Origin of the sequence: Methanolobus sp. ZRKC2 (genome assembly GCF_045291185.1) — an archaeon.
In the GTDB taxonomy this organism is placed as follows: domain Archaea; phylum Halobacteriota; class Methanosarcinia; order Methanosarcinales; family Methanosarcinaceae; genus Methanolobus.
Window position 1 is genome coordinate 906,707 of the sequence record NZ_CP146980.1, and the last position, 17,436, is coordinate 924,142.

Sequence of the window (17,436 nt, forward strand, 5' to 3'; positions counted from 1 at the left end):
AGCCCATACAGATGCAGCAGTGAAGGAGTAATCAATGACATTAATGGAAGATGCAAAAAAGGGTATCATCACGCCCCAGATGGAAGCCGTTGCCAGAGACGAGGGCATTGAAGCTAAGACCATCTGCTCATGTGTTGCCAAAGGACTCATAAGTATCCCCAATAATCCTGTCAGGGATTGCAGGGTCGTAGGTATAGGCAAATACCTCAGTACAAAAATAAACGCCAACATAGGAACATCACGTGATCACATCAACATTGATGATGAAATAGAGAAGGCAAAAACAGCAGAAGCTTTTGGTGCTGATGCACTCATGGACCTCTCCACCGGCGGGGACCTGGACCTTATAAGAAAAAAGATAATGGATGCTGTGAACCTCCCCATAGGTTCTGTTCCAATCTACCAGGCGGCAGCTTCACAGAAAGCTGTTGTAGATATGACTTCCGATGATATGTTCAATGCAGTACGCAAGCATGCAAAGGACGGTATTGATTTTGTTACCATACATGCAGGAGTGAACCAGGATTCCCTGAAAAGGATCAAACAGGGAAACAGGATAACGGATATCGTCAGCCGTGGAGGATCATTCACCCTTGCCTGGATGCTGCATAATGGCGAAGATAATCCATTCTATTCCGAATATGATTACCTGCTGGAGATCGCACAGGAATACGATATGGCAGTAAGTCTTGGAGACGGAATGCGACCTGGATGCATACATGATGCCTCTGACGGCCCTTCATTCATGGAATTCATAACTCTCGGAGAACTTGTGAAGCGCACAAAGGAAGCAAACATCCAGTGTTTTGTAGAAGGACCGGGACACGTACCTATCGATGAGATAGAACTAAGCGTAAAGGGAATGAAGAACCTGTGTGACCAGGCACCGCTCTATCTCCTGGGCCCGCTTGTCACAGACATAGCCCCGGGATATGATCATATTACCGGTGCGATCGGAGGGACTTTTGCCGGAATGTGCGGAGCTGATTTCCTGTGTATGACCACACCAGCCGAACACCTTGCACTCCCGACAAACGATGACATCCGGGAAGGAACCATTATCACAAAGATAGCAGCCCATGCAGCAGACCTTGCCAAGGAAGGACAAAAAGAGCGTGCAAGAGCCATTGACGACAGGATGGCACATGCCCGCAAGAACCTTGACTGGGAGACACAGTACAGCCTGGCTATCGATGGTGAGCGTGCAAGAAATGTCAGGGAAAGCCGCATGACAGGCAGCGATGCATGTTCCATGTGCGGAGATCTCTGTGCTATGAAAATAGTCAGCAAGGCACTTGAAGAAGAAAAGAAGAACTAATACTTGTTGACTAAGAAAAAATCATTTCAAAATAGATTAGGAGGGACGTATAAGTCCCTTTCATACTCGCTGTTTCTTAAAGCACATGAACCAGTCGAGACAGTATTTTGTTTCTTCAGCAGCTTCCATCCTTTCCTTTGCAGCTCCACATGAACCTGGTGGAGGGATAATGACATCATCGCCCGGCTGCCAGTTAGCGGGAGTTGCTATTCCTTCGGAATCTGATTTCTGCAATGCCTGCAAAAGTCTCTTAATTTCATCCATATTCCTTCCATTGGAGAGTGGATAATACAGGATTGCCCTGACCTTGGCTTTCGGATCGATCATGAACACTGCCCTTACAGCCTGTGTGTCCGAGGCATTGGGCTGTAACATACCGAACTTCTTCGCAACTTCCATTTTCAAGTCTGCTATGACAGGGAAAGTGATTTCTACATCTTTCATTCCCTTGTAATCGATCTTTTCCTTAATGGTCCTCAGCCATGCTATATGGGCATAGATACTATCGATAGATAATCCGATAAGTTCACAGTTCATTTCCCTGAACTCATCCTGCATACTTGCAAATGTCATAAATTCGGTAGTACAAACCGGAGTGAAATCCGCAGGATGGCTGAAAAGAATAACCCACTTATCCTTATAGTCTCTGGGGAAATTTATTTCACCTGCAGTCGTAACAGCAGTGAAAGACGGAGCATCGTCCCCGATCAGTGGCATTGAGATACTTGTAGATTCGGCTGCAGAGCTTTCTTTAATGCTGCCTCTGAGCTTCTTGATATTCTGATCCACGTATTCGGTAATTTCCTTTGTCTGTTTGTCGAATTCTTTTTCAAGCTCAAGATCCTTCACATTCTTGGAAACATAGTCACGCATCTCCCGGAACTGGCTCTCAATATATTTTCTGGTATCCCTTTTCTCATCCATTGTATCACCATCAGGCAAAATGTGCAGAAACGTCCCTGGGTAGTCGGATTTAACTTTTCCGGCCTTGCTCCACACATCACCCATATACTAGAAAATATGCGATATTCATCGAATAAGTACTTATCCGTAAAAAATCCAATCAGTACAGGATAAGAACACAGGAGAAAAAACATGATCCAGGAGATCGGCACAATAGTCCAATTAAGCCTGCTGGAGTTGCTGGCCTTTGCAGGCCCGGTACTTCTGATAGGACTCCTGCTGGGATATATGGAACAGCGTTCAAACCATTACCTGCAGCAAAGCTTTGGCAAGAATGCAATCCTCCTGACTGCATGGATCGGAGTGCCTGTACATGAGGCAGGACACCTGCTGATGTGCTGGCTGTTCAACCACAGGGTAAGAAAAGTGAAATTACTTGATCTTAAAGCCGACAACGGCACCCTTGGATATGTCGAGCACAGCTATAGCAGGAGCAGCCTCTATCAGAATATGGGCAACTTCTTCATCGGAATCGGACCCATCCTGAGCGGGAATATTGTCCTGATAGGGAGTATGTATATATTGCTACCCGAAGTATTCAGCAGCTTTTCAGGTCAACTCTCAACTTTTACAGGTAACTCGTTACTTGAGCCATCCATTATCACTTTCATTGCAGGTTTTATGGGAGAGATGGCTGCAAGCCTGCTCAATCCGGCAAATCTTGCCAATATCAATTTCTGGATTTACATATTCCTGGCTTTGGGAATATCAGCCCATATAGCACTAAGCAGAGAAGACCTGAAAGGAACCTTAAAGGGACTGCCCATCATGTTCATGATTCTTCTTACTGCCAATTTCCTTACCTTTATAATTTATTCAGACACTCCGAATGCAGTGGGAGAAATATTCAGATACAACATATATCTGCTTGGCTTTTCAATATTGTCAATTCTTTTTTCAGGGATTAATCTGTTGTTGAGCTATTTCGCATGGTCACTCGGAAGGAAAAGAAGAAGGTCTATATTTTAAGTTGAAATGGCTCCGGGTGGAGGCCGGAGCCGATTTTAGCGGAATGAGGCTTTGAAGGAGGTATTTGCGATGGATTAATAGACCCCATACCACTAATACCAGAGTATTACTACTCTGGTCCACGCCGTAGATATAAAGCATCATATATAAACATACCTATTGAATAACATACTAAAGTTGAACAATAATACAAATGCATTTGTTTTCAGGCCATTTGCAGTAGCATACAGACTGGTTCAGCAAAAAATAAATGCAGTTAGACCTGATAGGTAGAAGAGAAAATAACTCAAAACGAAACCTTAATATAGCAAAACAAGAATGTCGGTTTCCGACATACACAGTGACAAAAAAGATAGTATTTCTACAACAGTAGCAATAACTGATAACAACTCTTTTATTGCAGCTTCACATAACCCACTATGGGTACGGGGAAGATGGTCTCTGAAGAGGAGGATTTCCAGTGTGCTTCCGAGGGGGATGAGCACCAGATAGGACTGGAAGAGCTACTGCAAAGGCTCAGCACAGGATCTGAAGGTCTTTCATCGGAAGAGGCACTCAGGCGAAAAAATCAATGCGGCGCCAATATACTTGAAAAAAGGAAAAAAGAAAGCCTGTGGAAGAAGTATTTCAAGCAATACAAGAACTTCTTCGCGATCCTCCTGCTCTTTGGTTCCACACTTTCATTCATTGCCGAATACCTGGACCCAGGGCAGGGAAATATTTTCATTGCTATTGCCCTGCTGGGAGTTGTCATACTCAATGCAACCTTTACTTTTATTCAGGAATATCAGGCAGAAAAGATAATGGAAAGTTTCCAGAACCTGATGGCACCTACTGCCAGAGTACGCAGGGATGGAGAAATTGTAGAATTACCTGCCTCCGAGATAGTTGCGGGTGATGTTGTTTACCTGGAAGAAGGTGATAAGGTACCCGCCGATGGTCGGCTTATCGCACAGAGCAGCCTGAAGGTTGACAACTCACCGATAACAGGAGAAGCCGAACCTCAGTTAAGGTCACTTGAATGCACCCATCCGGACATGCTTGAGTGCAGGAACATGGTATTCTCCAGTACTCTTGTGCAGACAGGTAATGGTGAAGCTGTTATTTTCAGTACCGGTTCTGATACGCAGATAGGAAAACTGTCCCTGCTAACCGAAGAAACAATATCTGTCCAGACACCCATACGCAAGGAACTCGACCATTTCGTTAAGATAATATCGGCAATTGCCATCTTCTTAGGGATAGCGTTCTTCATTATAGGTTTTCTTATACAGGACACCTACCTTGCCAACCTGATCTTCGCAATCGGTATCATCGTTGCAAACGTTCCGGAAGGACTTTTGCCTACAGTCACACTGGCCCTGAGCCTGGCATCCAAAAGGATGGCAAAAAGGAATGCCTTGATCAAGCAACTTGAATCTGTGGAGACACTGGGTTCGACAACCGTTATATGTACAGATAAAACAGGGACCCTTACACAGAATAAGATGGCCGTGCACTCGATCTATACTGGCTCGGGATATATCAATAGCGAAAAAAACCAAAATCCTCCGGAGCTTGTTTTACGTGTCGCTACAGTCTGCAATAACTCAAGATTATCAGAAGAGCAACCTGGCTACAGGGGTGATCCAACCGAAGGGTCCCTGCTGGTCTATGCTGACAGGTTCACAGACATAGGAGAAATCCAGGATAAATACCCCAGACTAGAGGAATATCCCTTTGATTCCAGGGTCAAAAGAATGCAGGTAATCTGCAAAACTCCTGAAGGAAATACGGATTCATACATGAAAGGGGCTCCTGAGATACTTCTTGAAATGTGCAATCGTATAATGATAGATGGAGAGGTGGAAGAACTAACTTCCCTGAAAAAAAACGAACTTGAGATTGAGTATCTTGATATGGCAGAAAGAGGGGAGAGAGTGCTTGCATATGCTTTCAGGAAAGCGGAAAAAGTAAAAGAGTACAATGATGATTTTATTTTCCTGGGATTTTCCGGTGCATTAGATCCTGCACGCCCCGAAGCAAAAGAAGCTATCAGAAGGTGTTACCAGGCTGGAATCAAGGTTGTCATGATAACCGGAGATCATCCCGTTACTGCAACATCAATATCCTCGATCGTCGGACTCAACAATGAGAACGGGGAATCGGTGATGATAACCGGCTCCGAGCTTGAAGAAATGCAGGAACAGGAGCTACGTCAAAAACTACAGTCAAGAAGCATAATATTTGCCCGGACATCTCCTCTCCAGAAGCTTAAGATAGTCAGAGCCTTCCAGTCGGGAGGCGAAATAGTTACAATGAGCGGAGACGGGGTAAACGATGCACCTGCAATCAAGAATGCTGACATGGGAGTTGCTATGGGCAGTGGCACGGACGTTGCCAAGGAATCTGCAGACATGGTCCTCCTTGACGATAATTTTGCAACCATTGTAAATGCGGTAGAGGAAGGAAGAACAGTCTTCGACAACATCAAGAAATTCATTGCATACATTCTTACAAGCAATATTCCCCAGATATTACCTTTCATAGCCTTTGTACTGCTTGCCCTCCCCCTACCAATGAACGTACAGCTTATTCTTGCCATTGACCTTGGCACTGATATTTTGCCTGCCATAGCACTTGCCGTGGAAAAAGGAGAGGGAGATATCATGAAACGTCCGCCCCGATCCAGTAGGGAGAAACTGCTTACTCCACAGGTACTGATGACATCCTATGGACTGAAAGGACCAATAGAAGCAGCAGCCGGCTTTACCTGTTACTTTGCAGTCCTGTTCTCCGGTGGATGGGTATGGGGAGAGCAACTCGCATTTTCCGATCCCCTCTACAGGCAGGCGATAACAGCTTTCTTTGCCGCTGTGATCATATGCCAGATTGCAAATGTTTTCACATCAAGAACCAGAAGACAGTCTGTTTTTACAATAGGGATGCTTAGCAATAAGATGGTTCTTACTGGTATTGCAAGTGAGATACTGATCCTTGCTTTTATAATATTCAACCCGTTAGCGAACGTGATATTCAATACCGCACCAATCACACCTGAATACCTGTTGCTGGCTATACCATTTGCATTGCTGCTCTTTGCAGCGGACGAACTCAGGAAATACTTCATAAGACACGACTCAAAGATTGTAAAGAAATTGCTCGGATGGTGAGTCAGAGAGATTCCGACTGAAAATGTGCACATTAAAAATCATCCATTGGGCCATTTTTTCAAAACAATATCCTTCCAGGCATTTTCAGTTATTCTCATATACAATCGGAAATATAGAGAAAAAGCGTGAGAAAGGGAGAGGGAAAATGCTGGAAAGGAATTTCATCGTAATAGCAGGTGAAGAAGCAGGGCCAAGATCTAACAAAATGGGTGGGATATGGAACGTCATCGATGCCGAGGCAACAAACCTTGCACGCCTGGTGAGCAACGGTGACATTGGTGAAAATAATCCACCTACGATTATTGTTGCAGGCCCTTTCTATGGCCACAGCGGTGCTGACTGGAACAAAGGACTTAACCGTATAACTGACCTGGACGAATTCGATGAATATGAAGCTGAAGGCGAGCTTCTGGAAACACTGGATTCGCTACGATCGAGAGGTATTGAGACATATATCAGGTCCAGGAAAATAAAAGACACAGAAATCCTTTACCTGATGTTCAGGACAAAAGAATTCCATCGCATAAATACGGAATATAGAGGCAAGAGCATGTGCCTGGCCAGCATGATCAAAGCCGAAGCATATGAACTTCTCGGCCTGGACTCCCTCCGGTACGAGAACATGAACAACGGCATAGAGTATACACATTACCTTAATCTTTCATATGCTATTTCCGAATTCATCAGGGAACTGGTGACTGCAGGGGGGGAAGTCACTACAAAATATCAAGACGCTGCAGTATCGGAATTTGCAGCTTCACTTCTTCCGTCCATTCAAATTTCACTTCACTGCCATGAATTCGGCGTATTCTATGCCGCTGCCCGGCTTGAAAAGATAGGTATAAACGTCCAGACTGTTGCAACATACCATGCAACAATACCCGGAAGATCTTCCGGACATCGTTCTATTTGCAAGGTCAGGGAAAAAGACAGCTCATGGGATAGTGGCGTACCTGTCAATTTTGCAAAACTTGAATCCCTGTCATCTTATGCTGACGTGGTCACTGCGGTAGGAGATTCGACTCTTAAGGAAATAAAACTGTTCTACGGCATAGATTCCATAGTAGTGCGCAATGGTATAGACCTCCATCAAATTGACATCGACTGGGAAAAGAAGAAAGAGCACCGTGAAAAGATACAGGAATTCCTCTCTGAGAAGATATATAATGTGCATGACAGCAAAGTCATCCCTCCCAACAGGATAATCCCCATCTTTTCCATATCACGCATCGAAATAGAGAACAAAGGATACCCTGATCTTCTGGATTCGCTGGTCATACTTGACAGGAGAATAAAGACACAGATCGAAGCGGGTCATCTTGACGAGAACTACAGGGTTATTTGTTTCATCGTAGCAGCACACGGCCCAAAAACTAAAACACCTGATAATTTTCCTATATATTTACCTGAAGAGCTGCTCATAGGTGAAGAAATAAGGCTCCAGCAAATGATAAGAGAGCGAAGGCTGGAATGCTCACGCATACCTGACGGCAACCGGCATGTAACTGCGGTTCTTTATCCCCAATGGCTCTCTGAAAACGATGGGGGACTCAACATGAAAACCGAGGAATTCATGGCAGGATGTATCGCAGGTATCTTTCCATCAAGGTATGAACCTTTCCTCCTTACGGGCCTGGAGGCAGGAAAAGAAGCTACTCCGAGTATTGTCAGCAAAATCTGTGGTTTCAGCGATGCACTGGGCACCCTGAAAAGGCTTGTCATGGGGATGGGAGGGGTGATAGTCGTAGACAATATCAACATTCCATATCTTGAATCAATAAGCGATTATGCCCTTGCAATGGACTATTTCATTGATACTTATATCGATGATAAGATCAAGTACAATCTGCTCTGCCAGGAAGCAAACCTCCTGGCAGGAGACATGAACTGGGAAGAACCGACAAAGCAATATTACGAACTCCTGACAGGTACAAGGATGAAATAAGATGTCAGAGATTCGCAAACACTATTTCCTTGAAGAACATTGCATAATAGCCTCCAACAGGGGAAAGAGGCCTTCTGCACCAAAGGCTTGTGATGAAGGAAAGATTTCTTCAAGCTGTGTTTTTTGCCATGGCAATGAAGACCAGACACCTCCTGCAACAGCAGTATACAAGGACGGGGAAGTTCTCAGGGATAATGATGACCAGCGGGTGACCGGATGGGACATACGGTGTATCCCTAACCTGTTTCCCGTACTCTCACCTGATGCGGAGGACGTATTTCATCCTGATTTTGAGACGAAAAAGGGATATGGTTTCCATGAAGTAATAGTGGAAAGCCCCCTTCACAAAAGCAGGATGAATCTTTTTACCGATAATGAATTGCTTCTCCTCATGCAGGTATATCGGGACAGGGTAATGTATTACCAGTCAAAGGAAGACATAAGATATGTCTCCCTGTTCAAGAACTGGGGAAAAAAGGCCGGTGCATCTCTTGAACATACACATTCCCAGCTCATTGCAATCCCCCTGATGCCACAGGAACTTCTGAAGGAGATGCAGGTCATAGATGATCTTGACAGGTGCCCGTACTGTGAAATCATTGAGAAAGAGAGTGGTAAAGAAAGACAGGTTTTTGAAAACCGGGATTTCATCGTCATTGCACCGTTTTACTCAAAAGTACCCTATGAATTGTGGATACTTCCACGCAAACATACAAGCCACATATCAGGTTTTGACGACAGGTTATTGCACTCCCTGGGAAAATGCCTGAAATTTGCCGTTTCAAGGCTTGATGCAACAATCCCGGAGCTCGCATACAACTATATGCTGTTTCAGATTGAAAAGCCGAATTACCATTTCAATATAAAAATACGGCCCGTAACATCAATTGCAGCAGGCTTTGAAAAAAACACAGGCATATTTATCAATCCGGTACCTCCGGAACTGGCAGTCGAACACTTGCTGAACAGGAAATAAGTTATCAGATTTAAGGGAGGAAATTTATGGAAAACCTAAGAATTGCGATGTTTTCATGGGAAAGCCTTTACTCTGTAAAGGTTGGGGGACTTGCTCCGCACGTTTCAGAACTTGCTGAAGCACTTGCTGCAAGGGGAGATGAGGTACATATATTCACCCGCAACCAGGATATGCCTTCCTATGAAATCGTCAACGGGGCACATTATCACCGTGTAAACCATTCTCTTGACGGAGGTATAGTGCAGCAGATGGACAGCATGTGTGATGCTATGTATGCTGCTTTTGTAAATAGCATTCAAGATTTTGGCAATTTTGATATTGTCCATGTGCATGACTGGCATCCTGTAAATGTAGTATGCAGGATAAAAGATGATTTCGGGATTCCTTTCATAATTACCTACCACAGTACCGAATGGGGTCGTAATGGTAACATCCATGCGGGCTGGTGGGAAGCTACGGAAATCAGTCACAGGGAATGGAGAGGCGGATACGAATCAGCAAAGGTCATCGTTACTTCAACGGCCCTTAAGTCGGAAATCCAGTACCTTTACCAGGTGCCGGACTACAAGATGGAAATAATTCCCAACGGACTCTACGAAAACAAGATGAGAATGGAAGTTGACGCAGGCAAAGTAAAATCCGAACATGGTATACACCCATGTGCACCTGTTGTGTTGTTCGTGGGAAGAATGAACTACCAGAAAGGACCCGATATACTAGTACAGGCGATACCGAAAGTACTTGAGAACCGATGGGATGTCAAATTCGTTTTTATTGGTGAAGGGGAAATGAGACACATGTGCGAGAATCTTGCAGCTGAGCTGGAAGTAAGTGATAGCTGTCATTTCCTGGGTTATGCAAGCGAAACAGTAAAAAAAGAATGGGTAAACGCCTGCAACATTATGTGTGTTCCAAGCCGGAACGAGCCCTTCGGCATCGTGCTGCTGGAAGCATGGGATGCCGGAAGGAACATCGTTGCAACTGATGCTGTTGAACTGGTTGATAATTTTAAAAATGGTATTACAGTCTACAAAAATCCCGAATCCATAGCATGGGGTATCAACTATGTGCTGGATAACTATGCTGACGGAGAACTGGGAAATGCAGGAAGAGAGTTACTCCGGGAAAAGTATAACTGGGACAGGATCGCCGAGAAAACTGTAGAAGTCTATCTTGATGCAAAAGTATAAGATGATACATTTACAAAACAAAAACAATACACTATTCTATTCCCTTTACTTTCTTGTCGGTATATATGCTATGAACTTCAAGTATATGCCTGAAATCAGACGAAATGCGGATATCCAATTGTCCGGATATCAGTTAAGTTATTTGCACAACAACAAACGGCTATAAAATAACGAAGGATTCCAATAATGTTTAGCAAATATAGTCCACCTTTCAAAATAGAAACCGAAAATGTAACAATCTCAGTTGAAAAAGAAAACGGTAATCTGGTATACAAGAGAGTTCTAAACGGTGATGCCACAGAGAAAATTCTTCTTCACAACGATAGTGAGTTTCTCATAAATCCCATTGAGCCCGTGAATATTCCCAAGAAAATAAGCTCATTCTTACTCATAGACCTCAAGCGTCCGGTCATGATAGCTCCGAATGACAAGCAAAAGGTACACCTTAAATTCCCGGTAGAGATAGGGGTATTTGTGTCAAGGAAAGAAGGAGAATATAAACCCATAGACGTCCTGACCTTATCATCATCCAAGTTCACACTCTACGGGAATCCGAGCCATGGAATGATATGCAAGTACTGGGAAAGCGACGTTTACTCTTCTTACCCTCATCCTGACATACTTTATGAAGGTAATATAGAGCTGGATATCGTTAATGATACAAATCGCTGGATAGAAGTTACAAAAGCGGTTTTCAATGCCTATGGAATGAAAATCTACTACGGTTCTGACAGAATATCAATGAGAGCGGTAATGAAAATAATTAGTAAAAGCCTTGCGGAAACGGATTTTTTAACATATCCTGTTACACCCGGTTTAAGCCGATCCATGGAACTTTTTACTTCACGAAAAATCCGGCTTAACGGCACCAAGAGCATAATGGAGTTCGGTCTATGAATATTACCGGGCTGATGACTTCCACACCAATTCTTTCTGATACTCTTTTTAAGGCCGTAGGAGTAATTTTTGTACTCTTTGCAGCAATCATCATAGGGAAAGGACTGTCAATGTATCTCCAGAGGTCATTCAAGGACAGAATGGACAAGGAGCACCTCAATATCCTGCTAAAGGTTGCCTACTATGGAATAATTTCATTTGCCATACTGGTCTTCATCTTCCCTATACTGGAAATCGAACCTGCCGGCCTTCTGGTAGCTGGAGGTGTGGTAGGTATTGTGATTGGTTTTGCAAGCCAGAGTATTGTAGGCAACTTTATTTCCGGCATCTTTTTGATGACCGAGAGGCCAATCAAGATAGGTGACCAGATTAACATTGATGACAATTCCGGGTTTGTAGAAGACATAAACATGATCTCTACTATTATAAGGACCTACAATGGCCTTTACATGAGAATACCGAATGAAACTGTTTTCACAAACAGCATAACCAACTATGTTGCAAATGTAGTCAGGAGATTCGACTACGTTGTAGGAATACGTTACGAAGATGATGCTGATGAAGCAATCGGGATTATTCGGGAAATACTCGACAATGAACCATTTGCACTCAAACATCCTTCCCCCGAAATATTTGTTGATAACCTTGGAGACAATTCAGTCAACATCCTGGTGAGGATATGGGCACCTGTAAGTGAGTGGTATGACCTGAAGACAAGGTTGCTCTGGATCATAAAGAAAACACTGGAAGAGAATGGTATTGAAATAGCCTTCCCGCAAAGGACTGTAAGATTTGCAAACGAGTTGCAAACTAATGAGATCTCACAAATAGAGAGTAATGAGATATTTTGAGGAAACAGCAAATGAAGACCGTATGCATATGTTTTGAAGTACATCTTCCATTGCCTGTCAGATGGTACTGGCCCTGGGAAGGATACTCTTCTCCGGAAATGGATAAGTATTTCGATATGGAGAAGGCCTTCCAGAACTTTACTCACCTGGAAAAGGATGCAGAAGCTATTAATCGTGCCCTGGCGGATTCCATGAACAACGGTGGAAAGTATGCTTTTGATATATCAGGCATCTTTCTTGAACAATGCAAATGGTCACCCGGAACATTAGACAGCTTCAGGGAACTTTTTAAGATGGGTGCAGGCCTTATCGCATCTCCTTATTATCATTCGATGTCTCCTTTATTTTCCGACAGCATGGAATTTGAGGCACAGGTAGACATGCATGTTAATTCCCTGAAGAGTTTTTTCGGCATGAAGCCTGCTGCTTTTGTGAACCCCGAGCTATTGCTTGAAAGAAATGTCCTGGGAATTGTCAAAGATATGGGATTCAAATGCTTCATTTCCGAAGGCTCAAGTAATCTCGTAAACGGAGGTGAGCCTGCGTATGTTTACGAAAATGAGATTCCGACTCTCCTGCGTCACATTAATCTCAGCGAGGATATCGAGAGAAGGTTCTCAGACAGGAAATGGCCAGGATTTCCTCTAATACCTGAAAAGTTCGCCTCATGGATAGCAGGCATGCAGGGCGATATAATTACTTTATATGTGAAGTATGATGCTCTTCAGGCACATCTCCAGAAAGACACAGGGATTCTGCAATTCCTGAGAGATTTGCCATTAAGTTTGGCACAGCAGGGTATTGAAATGCTCCTGCCGGAAGAAGCCGCAGGATATTTCATAGAGAGAGAATTACCATCTCTTCATTCCAAAAAGACAGCACGTTACGGGATGCATAATCTGCTGGGAAACCATGCACAACATCTTTACATGCATGAACTTCGGAGCATCGGAAAAGAACTTGACGATCACAGTTCAAATGACAATTATAAAAAATTAAGGAATATATACCGTTACCTCCAGCAGAGCGATATTTTACTGGAGATGAACGCAGAAGAGCGTCGCCTTGGATATGAAAAGGCAGTCAATAACTTTTCAATTCTTTCCGACCTGAAACGAGCGCTAAAGGAGGAGAGTCAATGAAGTCACTTTGCTTCTATTTTGAGGTTCATCAGCCCCATCGTCTGAAGTGGTTCTGGCCTGACAAAAGATCAAGTGGCTTTGAAAGATATTTCGATACCGAAATCAACAAGGAAATATTTCGGAGGGTTTCCGAAAAATGCTACCTTCCGGCAAACCGAAGCATTCTGGAACTAATAGATGCCACGGAGGGAAAGTTCAGGGTGAGTATGTCGGTCACCGGCACTCTGCTGAACCAGTGTGAGCGCTGGGGTGAAGACGTGCTGGATACTTTTCGCGACCTTGCAGACACCGGCTGTGTGGAGTTTCTTGATGAGACCTATTATCATTCCATTGCATCACTTTTTGAGTCATGGGAGGAATTCATAGAAGAAGTGAAAGAGCACCGTATGACTACTTCGGAATTGCTTGGACTCGAGCCGGAAGTTTTCAGGAATACAGAGCTAATGTACAACAATGGTATATCCAAACTTGTTGCAGAACTCGGATACAAGGGGATACTCACCGAGGGTATTGAGAGAGTGCTCGGAGGCAGGTCCCCGGATCACGTGTATAAGGCAAAGGACAGTAATATTGCAGTGCTTCTCAGAAACTACAAATTGAGTGATGACATAGGATATCGTTTCTCATCCAGGTGGTGGGAAGAATATCCCCTGACCGCAGACAAATGGGCAGACTGGGTATCCCGGAGTTTCGGGGAAACAGGCAATATTTTCATGGATTATGAGACATTCGGAGAGCACCAATGGGAAGATACCGGAATATTCGAATTCCTGAAGATGCTGCCCAGCGAGGTTCTCGACCGGGGAGTCAGGTTCCTTACCCCTTCCCAGACTATCAAAAACTACACACCTGTTGGAGAGATAGATGTAGGAGATTTCTCAACAATCTCCTGGGCAGATGTTGAAAGAGACACCAGCGCCTGGCTCGGTAATGATATGCAGAGACGTTGTTTTGAAGAAGCAAAACTGCTCGGACCCTATGTGAAAGCAACAGGTGACAAAGAACTCATCAGGACATGGAAACATCTGTTGACATCGGACCATTACTATTACATGAGCACAAAGTGGCTGGGCGACGGGGATGTACATTCTTATTTCAGCATTCATAACTCACCCTATGATGCTGCGGTGAATTTTATGGCAGTGATGATGGATTTCAAAGAAAAAGTGTTTGAGAAACTAAGAGAGAAAGAATAATAATTTTATTTACTGAAGTCGTATTTTACTCAGGAGCTCAATTATGGTTCGGGACCTATGCATGTTCTCAAAAGCAGACAAAGAGTCTGAAGTTGTCTGGTTCAAGATATCCTATGAGAACACCGTTCATTCGGAAGCGGACATAACTTCCCTTTTTGCGGAGAAAGAACTTGATATGAGATTTGCATATCTGGACAGCCTTGAAGATCCTTCAAGAGGCAAGTATGTGATCTTCACAGAAGTTGAAAAGGGCAGAGATGTTAGTGATATTATCAAAGAACTTCAAGAACTGGATGTAGTGCTGGATGTGGAATATGGGATATCCAAAAATCAGGTTATGCAATCGGTTGAGTTTCCTTTGAGTCTTTTCGGTGAAAGAGCTATCATTTTAAGAGCCAGTACCTTTGTTGATATTCTGAAGATAGTGAATGAAAATGTCTCACAGGCCGAAGGAGTACAAATGCTCACAGGCATCAAAAGTGGAACCTCTGCGGTCAGGCTTCTGCGAAAAGTAATCAATATTGATGAAAATAACTGTTTTGATCTGCTCAGAGAACTCTTTATGGCTGCCGGATGGGGAATAATCGAGTATGATGTTGACATCCGCAACCTTAAAGGAACTATCAGGACCGGAGATTGTTTCATTGCCGATACGTACAAAAACAACGAGGTACCTGTTTGTGCATACATAAGTGGTTTTTTTGCAGGTTTTATATCGGAAGTCACAAAGAGAACAGTGCAGGTATATGAAAGCCAATGCCTTACCACGGGACACACTTTCTGCGAACACGTCATTTCCCCGGTGCCGGAGGGCACAAAACACGTTCCAAGAGGAGAGTTAGATTGATCAAACAACCCAATGCGATCCTTGGTAACAGCAAATTGCTGGTTACCATGGGTAAAAAAGCGGAACTCTTCGGTTTCTTCTACCCTGGCAGGGATTTCGCCCAGCATTTGGAAGAATCCCAGGCATGCCTGCATGAAGGTAACAGGCTCATCTGGTCCAATGATCACGAATGGCATGTCAACCAGCGATACATCGAGAACACCAATATCGTAAAAACCGAAATGGTGCATCCCAGCGGACTGACCATGAATATCAGTGATTTTGTTCATGAGGACATGCCCATATTGATGCGAAACTTCAGGATAAGTTCATCCAGAAAATTTAACGGAAAGTTCTTTTATTATTCCAATTTCCAGGTTGGTGAGATGCAGAAAAAGAATTCTGCATATTGTGATTTCGACGCAGATATGCTTGTCCAATACTGGAAAGAACATCATATTGGAATAAGCTCACAACCCATGTTTGAAGAATGGCAGATCGGAAAGGCAATGGATACCATATGGTGGACTAATGCCAAGTATGACATGGAAGACGGAGAACTACAGAAAAACCGTGAGGACATCGGTAACATAAACAATGCTATAGGATGGAGACTTGATATCGATGAAGGTTCAGAAGCCGAAATAACCGTGCTCATCGGTGTGGCATCCACAAGGCAACTGCTTTACAGGCAAATGCGAGATATCCGCAACGAAACCGTGGAGAAAATGCAGACTGAGACACAGGAAAGCTGGATGAAATGGCTCGCAAAGAAAAAGCTCCTGGAACTGAAGGATCTCCCGGGCTTTGAATCCGTAAATCTGGAACTCATGGAAGCATTTAACCGTTCGCTACTCACGTTGAGCATCCTTAACGATCCGTCCAGAGGTTCCTTTGTAGCATCACCTGAGTTTGATCACGATTTTGAGAAAAGTGGAGGTTATGGATATTGCTGGAACAGGGATAGCTCGGAGATTGTTATTTCACTTCTCAATGCAGGATATCCTGAGTATTGCGAGCGTTTCTTCAAATGGTGCAAGAATACCCAGCTTCCTGATGGCTCCTGGTTTCAGCGCTACTGGCTTGATGGCAACGTAGGTTCCTCATGGGGTAACTTCAGTTTCTCAACCCAGATCGATGAGACCGGTTCCACGCTCTTTGCAATGGAAAAGTACTATGAGAGTCTTGAGCCCATACTTAAACGGGAGTTCCTTGACAACATCTGGGCAACTGTACTCTCAGCTGCCGAATACCTTATGAGAAGGACACCTGACGGGATGCATGAGCCCTGCATATGCCTCTGGGAAACTTACCAGGGTGTTTTTACCTACACCAATGCTGCCATTTATGGCGGCCTGGTGGGTGCTGCACGCATGGCAAGGGATTATAATGAAAAAGGACTTGCTGACCGCTGGCTTGAAAGAGCCTGGCAGATAAAACAACAGACAATAGAGCAGTTGTGGTTGCCTGATGAAGGATATTTCGCGAGAGGAATTGCCCATGGAAAGATCGACAGGGACATCGATGCCAGCATCCTTGGTACAGTCGTCCCCTTCAACATGCTCTCTGCTGACGATGAGAATGAGAGGGAAATGATCCATTCAATAATTGGCAACATTGAATCTAAACTCAGAGTGCCGGTGAATAATCACTTTGGAATTAAACGCTATGAAAAAGACACTTATATTGAAGGGAATCCCTGGGTGGTAACGACCCTCTGGCTGTCAAAAACAATGCTTTTGCTTGCAAGATCAATCAAGGACACATATGCAGATACTCAAAATAGCGATGAATGGGAAATTATGACAATTGAGGCACTGGAATATATCCGGTGGTCACTGAGAGGGACGACCAGTGCCGGTATGCTGCCTGAGCAGGTGAACAAATTCACTGGAAGGCCGGCATGGGCTATACCGTTATGTTGGAGCTGTGCCCTGATGCTGGACAATATAATTTTGCTTGATGAACTGAAGTAGGCCATTCAGATAAAACTCTCAACCGGGAAGATATC

Annotated in this window: 13 protein-coding genes; 12 read left to right on the plus strand and 1 reads right to left on the minus strand. The window is 44.0% G+C overall.

What is annotated here, in order from left to right:
* Positions 1-34 precede the first annotated feature (34 nt).
* The gene (gene thiC / locus V7O62_RS04270) at positions 35-1,318 is read left to right on the plus strand and encodes a phosphomethylpyrimidine synthase ThiC (protein ID WP_406657785.1); all 1,284 of its coding nucleotides are present in this window, start codon (positions 35-37) and stop codon (positions 1,316-1,318) included.
* A 60-nt stretch (positions 1,319-1,378) separates the two neighbouring features.
* Here thiC and V7O62_RS04275 read toward each other — a convergent pair whose 3' ends face one another.
* Complete coding sequence (locus V7O62_RS04275; protein ID WP_406658334.1) at positions 1,379-2,041, minus strand: peroxiredoxin; 663 nt, start codon at positions 2,039-2,041, stop codon at positions 1,379-1,381.
* 372 nt (positions 2,042-2,413) lie between these two features.
* Between V7O62_RS04275 and V7O62_RS04280 the strand changes: the two genes are divergently transcribed.
* The 11 genes from V7O62_RS04280 (at position 2,414) to V7O62_RS04330 (ending at position 17,401) form a co-directional block, all read left to right on the plus strand.
* Positions 2,414-3,250, plus strand: coding sequence for a hypothetical protein (locus V7O62_RS04280; protein WP_406657786.1), 837 nt, complete (start codon positions 2,414-2,416; stop codon positions 3,248-3,250).
* Positions 3,251-3,669: 419 nt separating this feature from the next.
* The gene (locus V7O62_RS04285; RefSeq protein ID WP_406657787.1) at positions 3,670-6,402 is read left to right on the plus strand and encodes a cation-translocating P-type ATPase; all 2,733 of its coding nucleotides are present in this window, start codon (positions 3,670-3,672) and stop codon (positions 6,400-6,402) included.
* Between the two features lie 145 nt (positions 6,403-6,547).
* Positions 6,548-8,347 carry a glycosyltransferase gene (locus tag V7O62_RS04290; RefSeq protein ID WP_406657788.1) on the plus strand — a complete coding sequence of 600 codons (1,800 nt, stop codon included), beginning with the start codon at positions 6,548-6,550 and terminating at the stop codon, positions 8,345-8,347.
* A gap of 1 nt (position 8,348) precedes the next feature.
* Positions 8,349-9,323 carry a DUF4921 family protein gene (locus V7O62_RS04295; protein WP_406657789.1) on the plus strand — a complete coding sequence of 325 codons (975 nt, stop codon included), beginning with the start codon at positions 8,349-8,351 and terminating at the stop codon, positions 9,321-9,323.
* A gap of 26 nt (positions 9,324-9,349) precedes the next feature.
* Positions 9,350-10,513: a glycosyltransferase family 4 protein gene (locus tag V7O62_RS04300; RefSeq protein ID WP_406657790.1), complete on the plus strand. Its 1,164-nt coding sequence runs from the start codon at positions 9,350-9,352 to the stop codon at positions 10,511-10,513.
* 186 nt (positions 10,514-10,699) lie between these two features.
* Positions 10,700-11,410, plus strand: a complete 711-nt coding sequence (locus V7O62_RS04305) for a DUF432 domain-containing protein (RefSeq protein WP_406657791.1) — start codon at positions 10,700-10,702, stop codon at positions 11,408-11,410.
* Positions 11,407-12,261: a mechanosensitive ion channel family protein gene (locus tag V7O62_RS04310; protein WP_406657792.1), complete on the plus strand. Its 855-nt coding sequence runs from the start codon at positions 11,407-11,409 to the stop codon at positions 12,259-12,261. The genes V7O62_RS04305 and V7O62_RS04310 overlap by 4 nt, the downstream gene beginning before the upstream one ends.
* 11 nt (positions 12,262-12,272) lie before the next feature.
* Positions 12,273-13,403: an alpha-amylase gene (locus tag V7O62_RS04315; protein ID WP_406657793.1), complete on the plus strand. Its 1,131-nt coding sequence runs from the start codon at positions 12,273-12,275 to the stop codon at positions 13,401-13,403.
* Positions 13,400-14,599 carry a glycoside hydrolase family 57 protein gene (locus V7O62_RS04320; RefSeq protein WP_406657794.1) on the plus strand — a complete coding sequence of 400 codons (1,200 nt, stop codon included), beginning with the start codon at positions 13,400-13,402 and terminating at the stop codon, positions 14,597-14,599. The genes V7O62_RS04315 and V7O62_RS04320 overlap by 4 nt, the downstream gene beginning before the upstream one ends.
* Before the next feature lie 43 nt (positions 14,600-14,642).
* A complete protein-coding gene (locus tag V7O62_RS04325; protein WP_406657795.1) occupies positions 14,643-15,446 on the plus strand; it encodes a V4R domain-containing protein in 804 nt (267 codons plus the stop codon).
* Positions 15,443-17,401, plus strand: coding sequence for a glycoside hydrolase family 15 protein (locus V7O62_RS04330; RefSeq protein WP_406657796.1), 1,959 nt, complete (start codon positions 15,443-15,445; stop codon positions 17,399-17,401). Before V7O62_RS04325 ends, V7O62_RS04330 begins: the two co-directional genes overlap by 4 nt.
* Positions 17,402-17,436 lie beyond the last annotated feature (35 nt).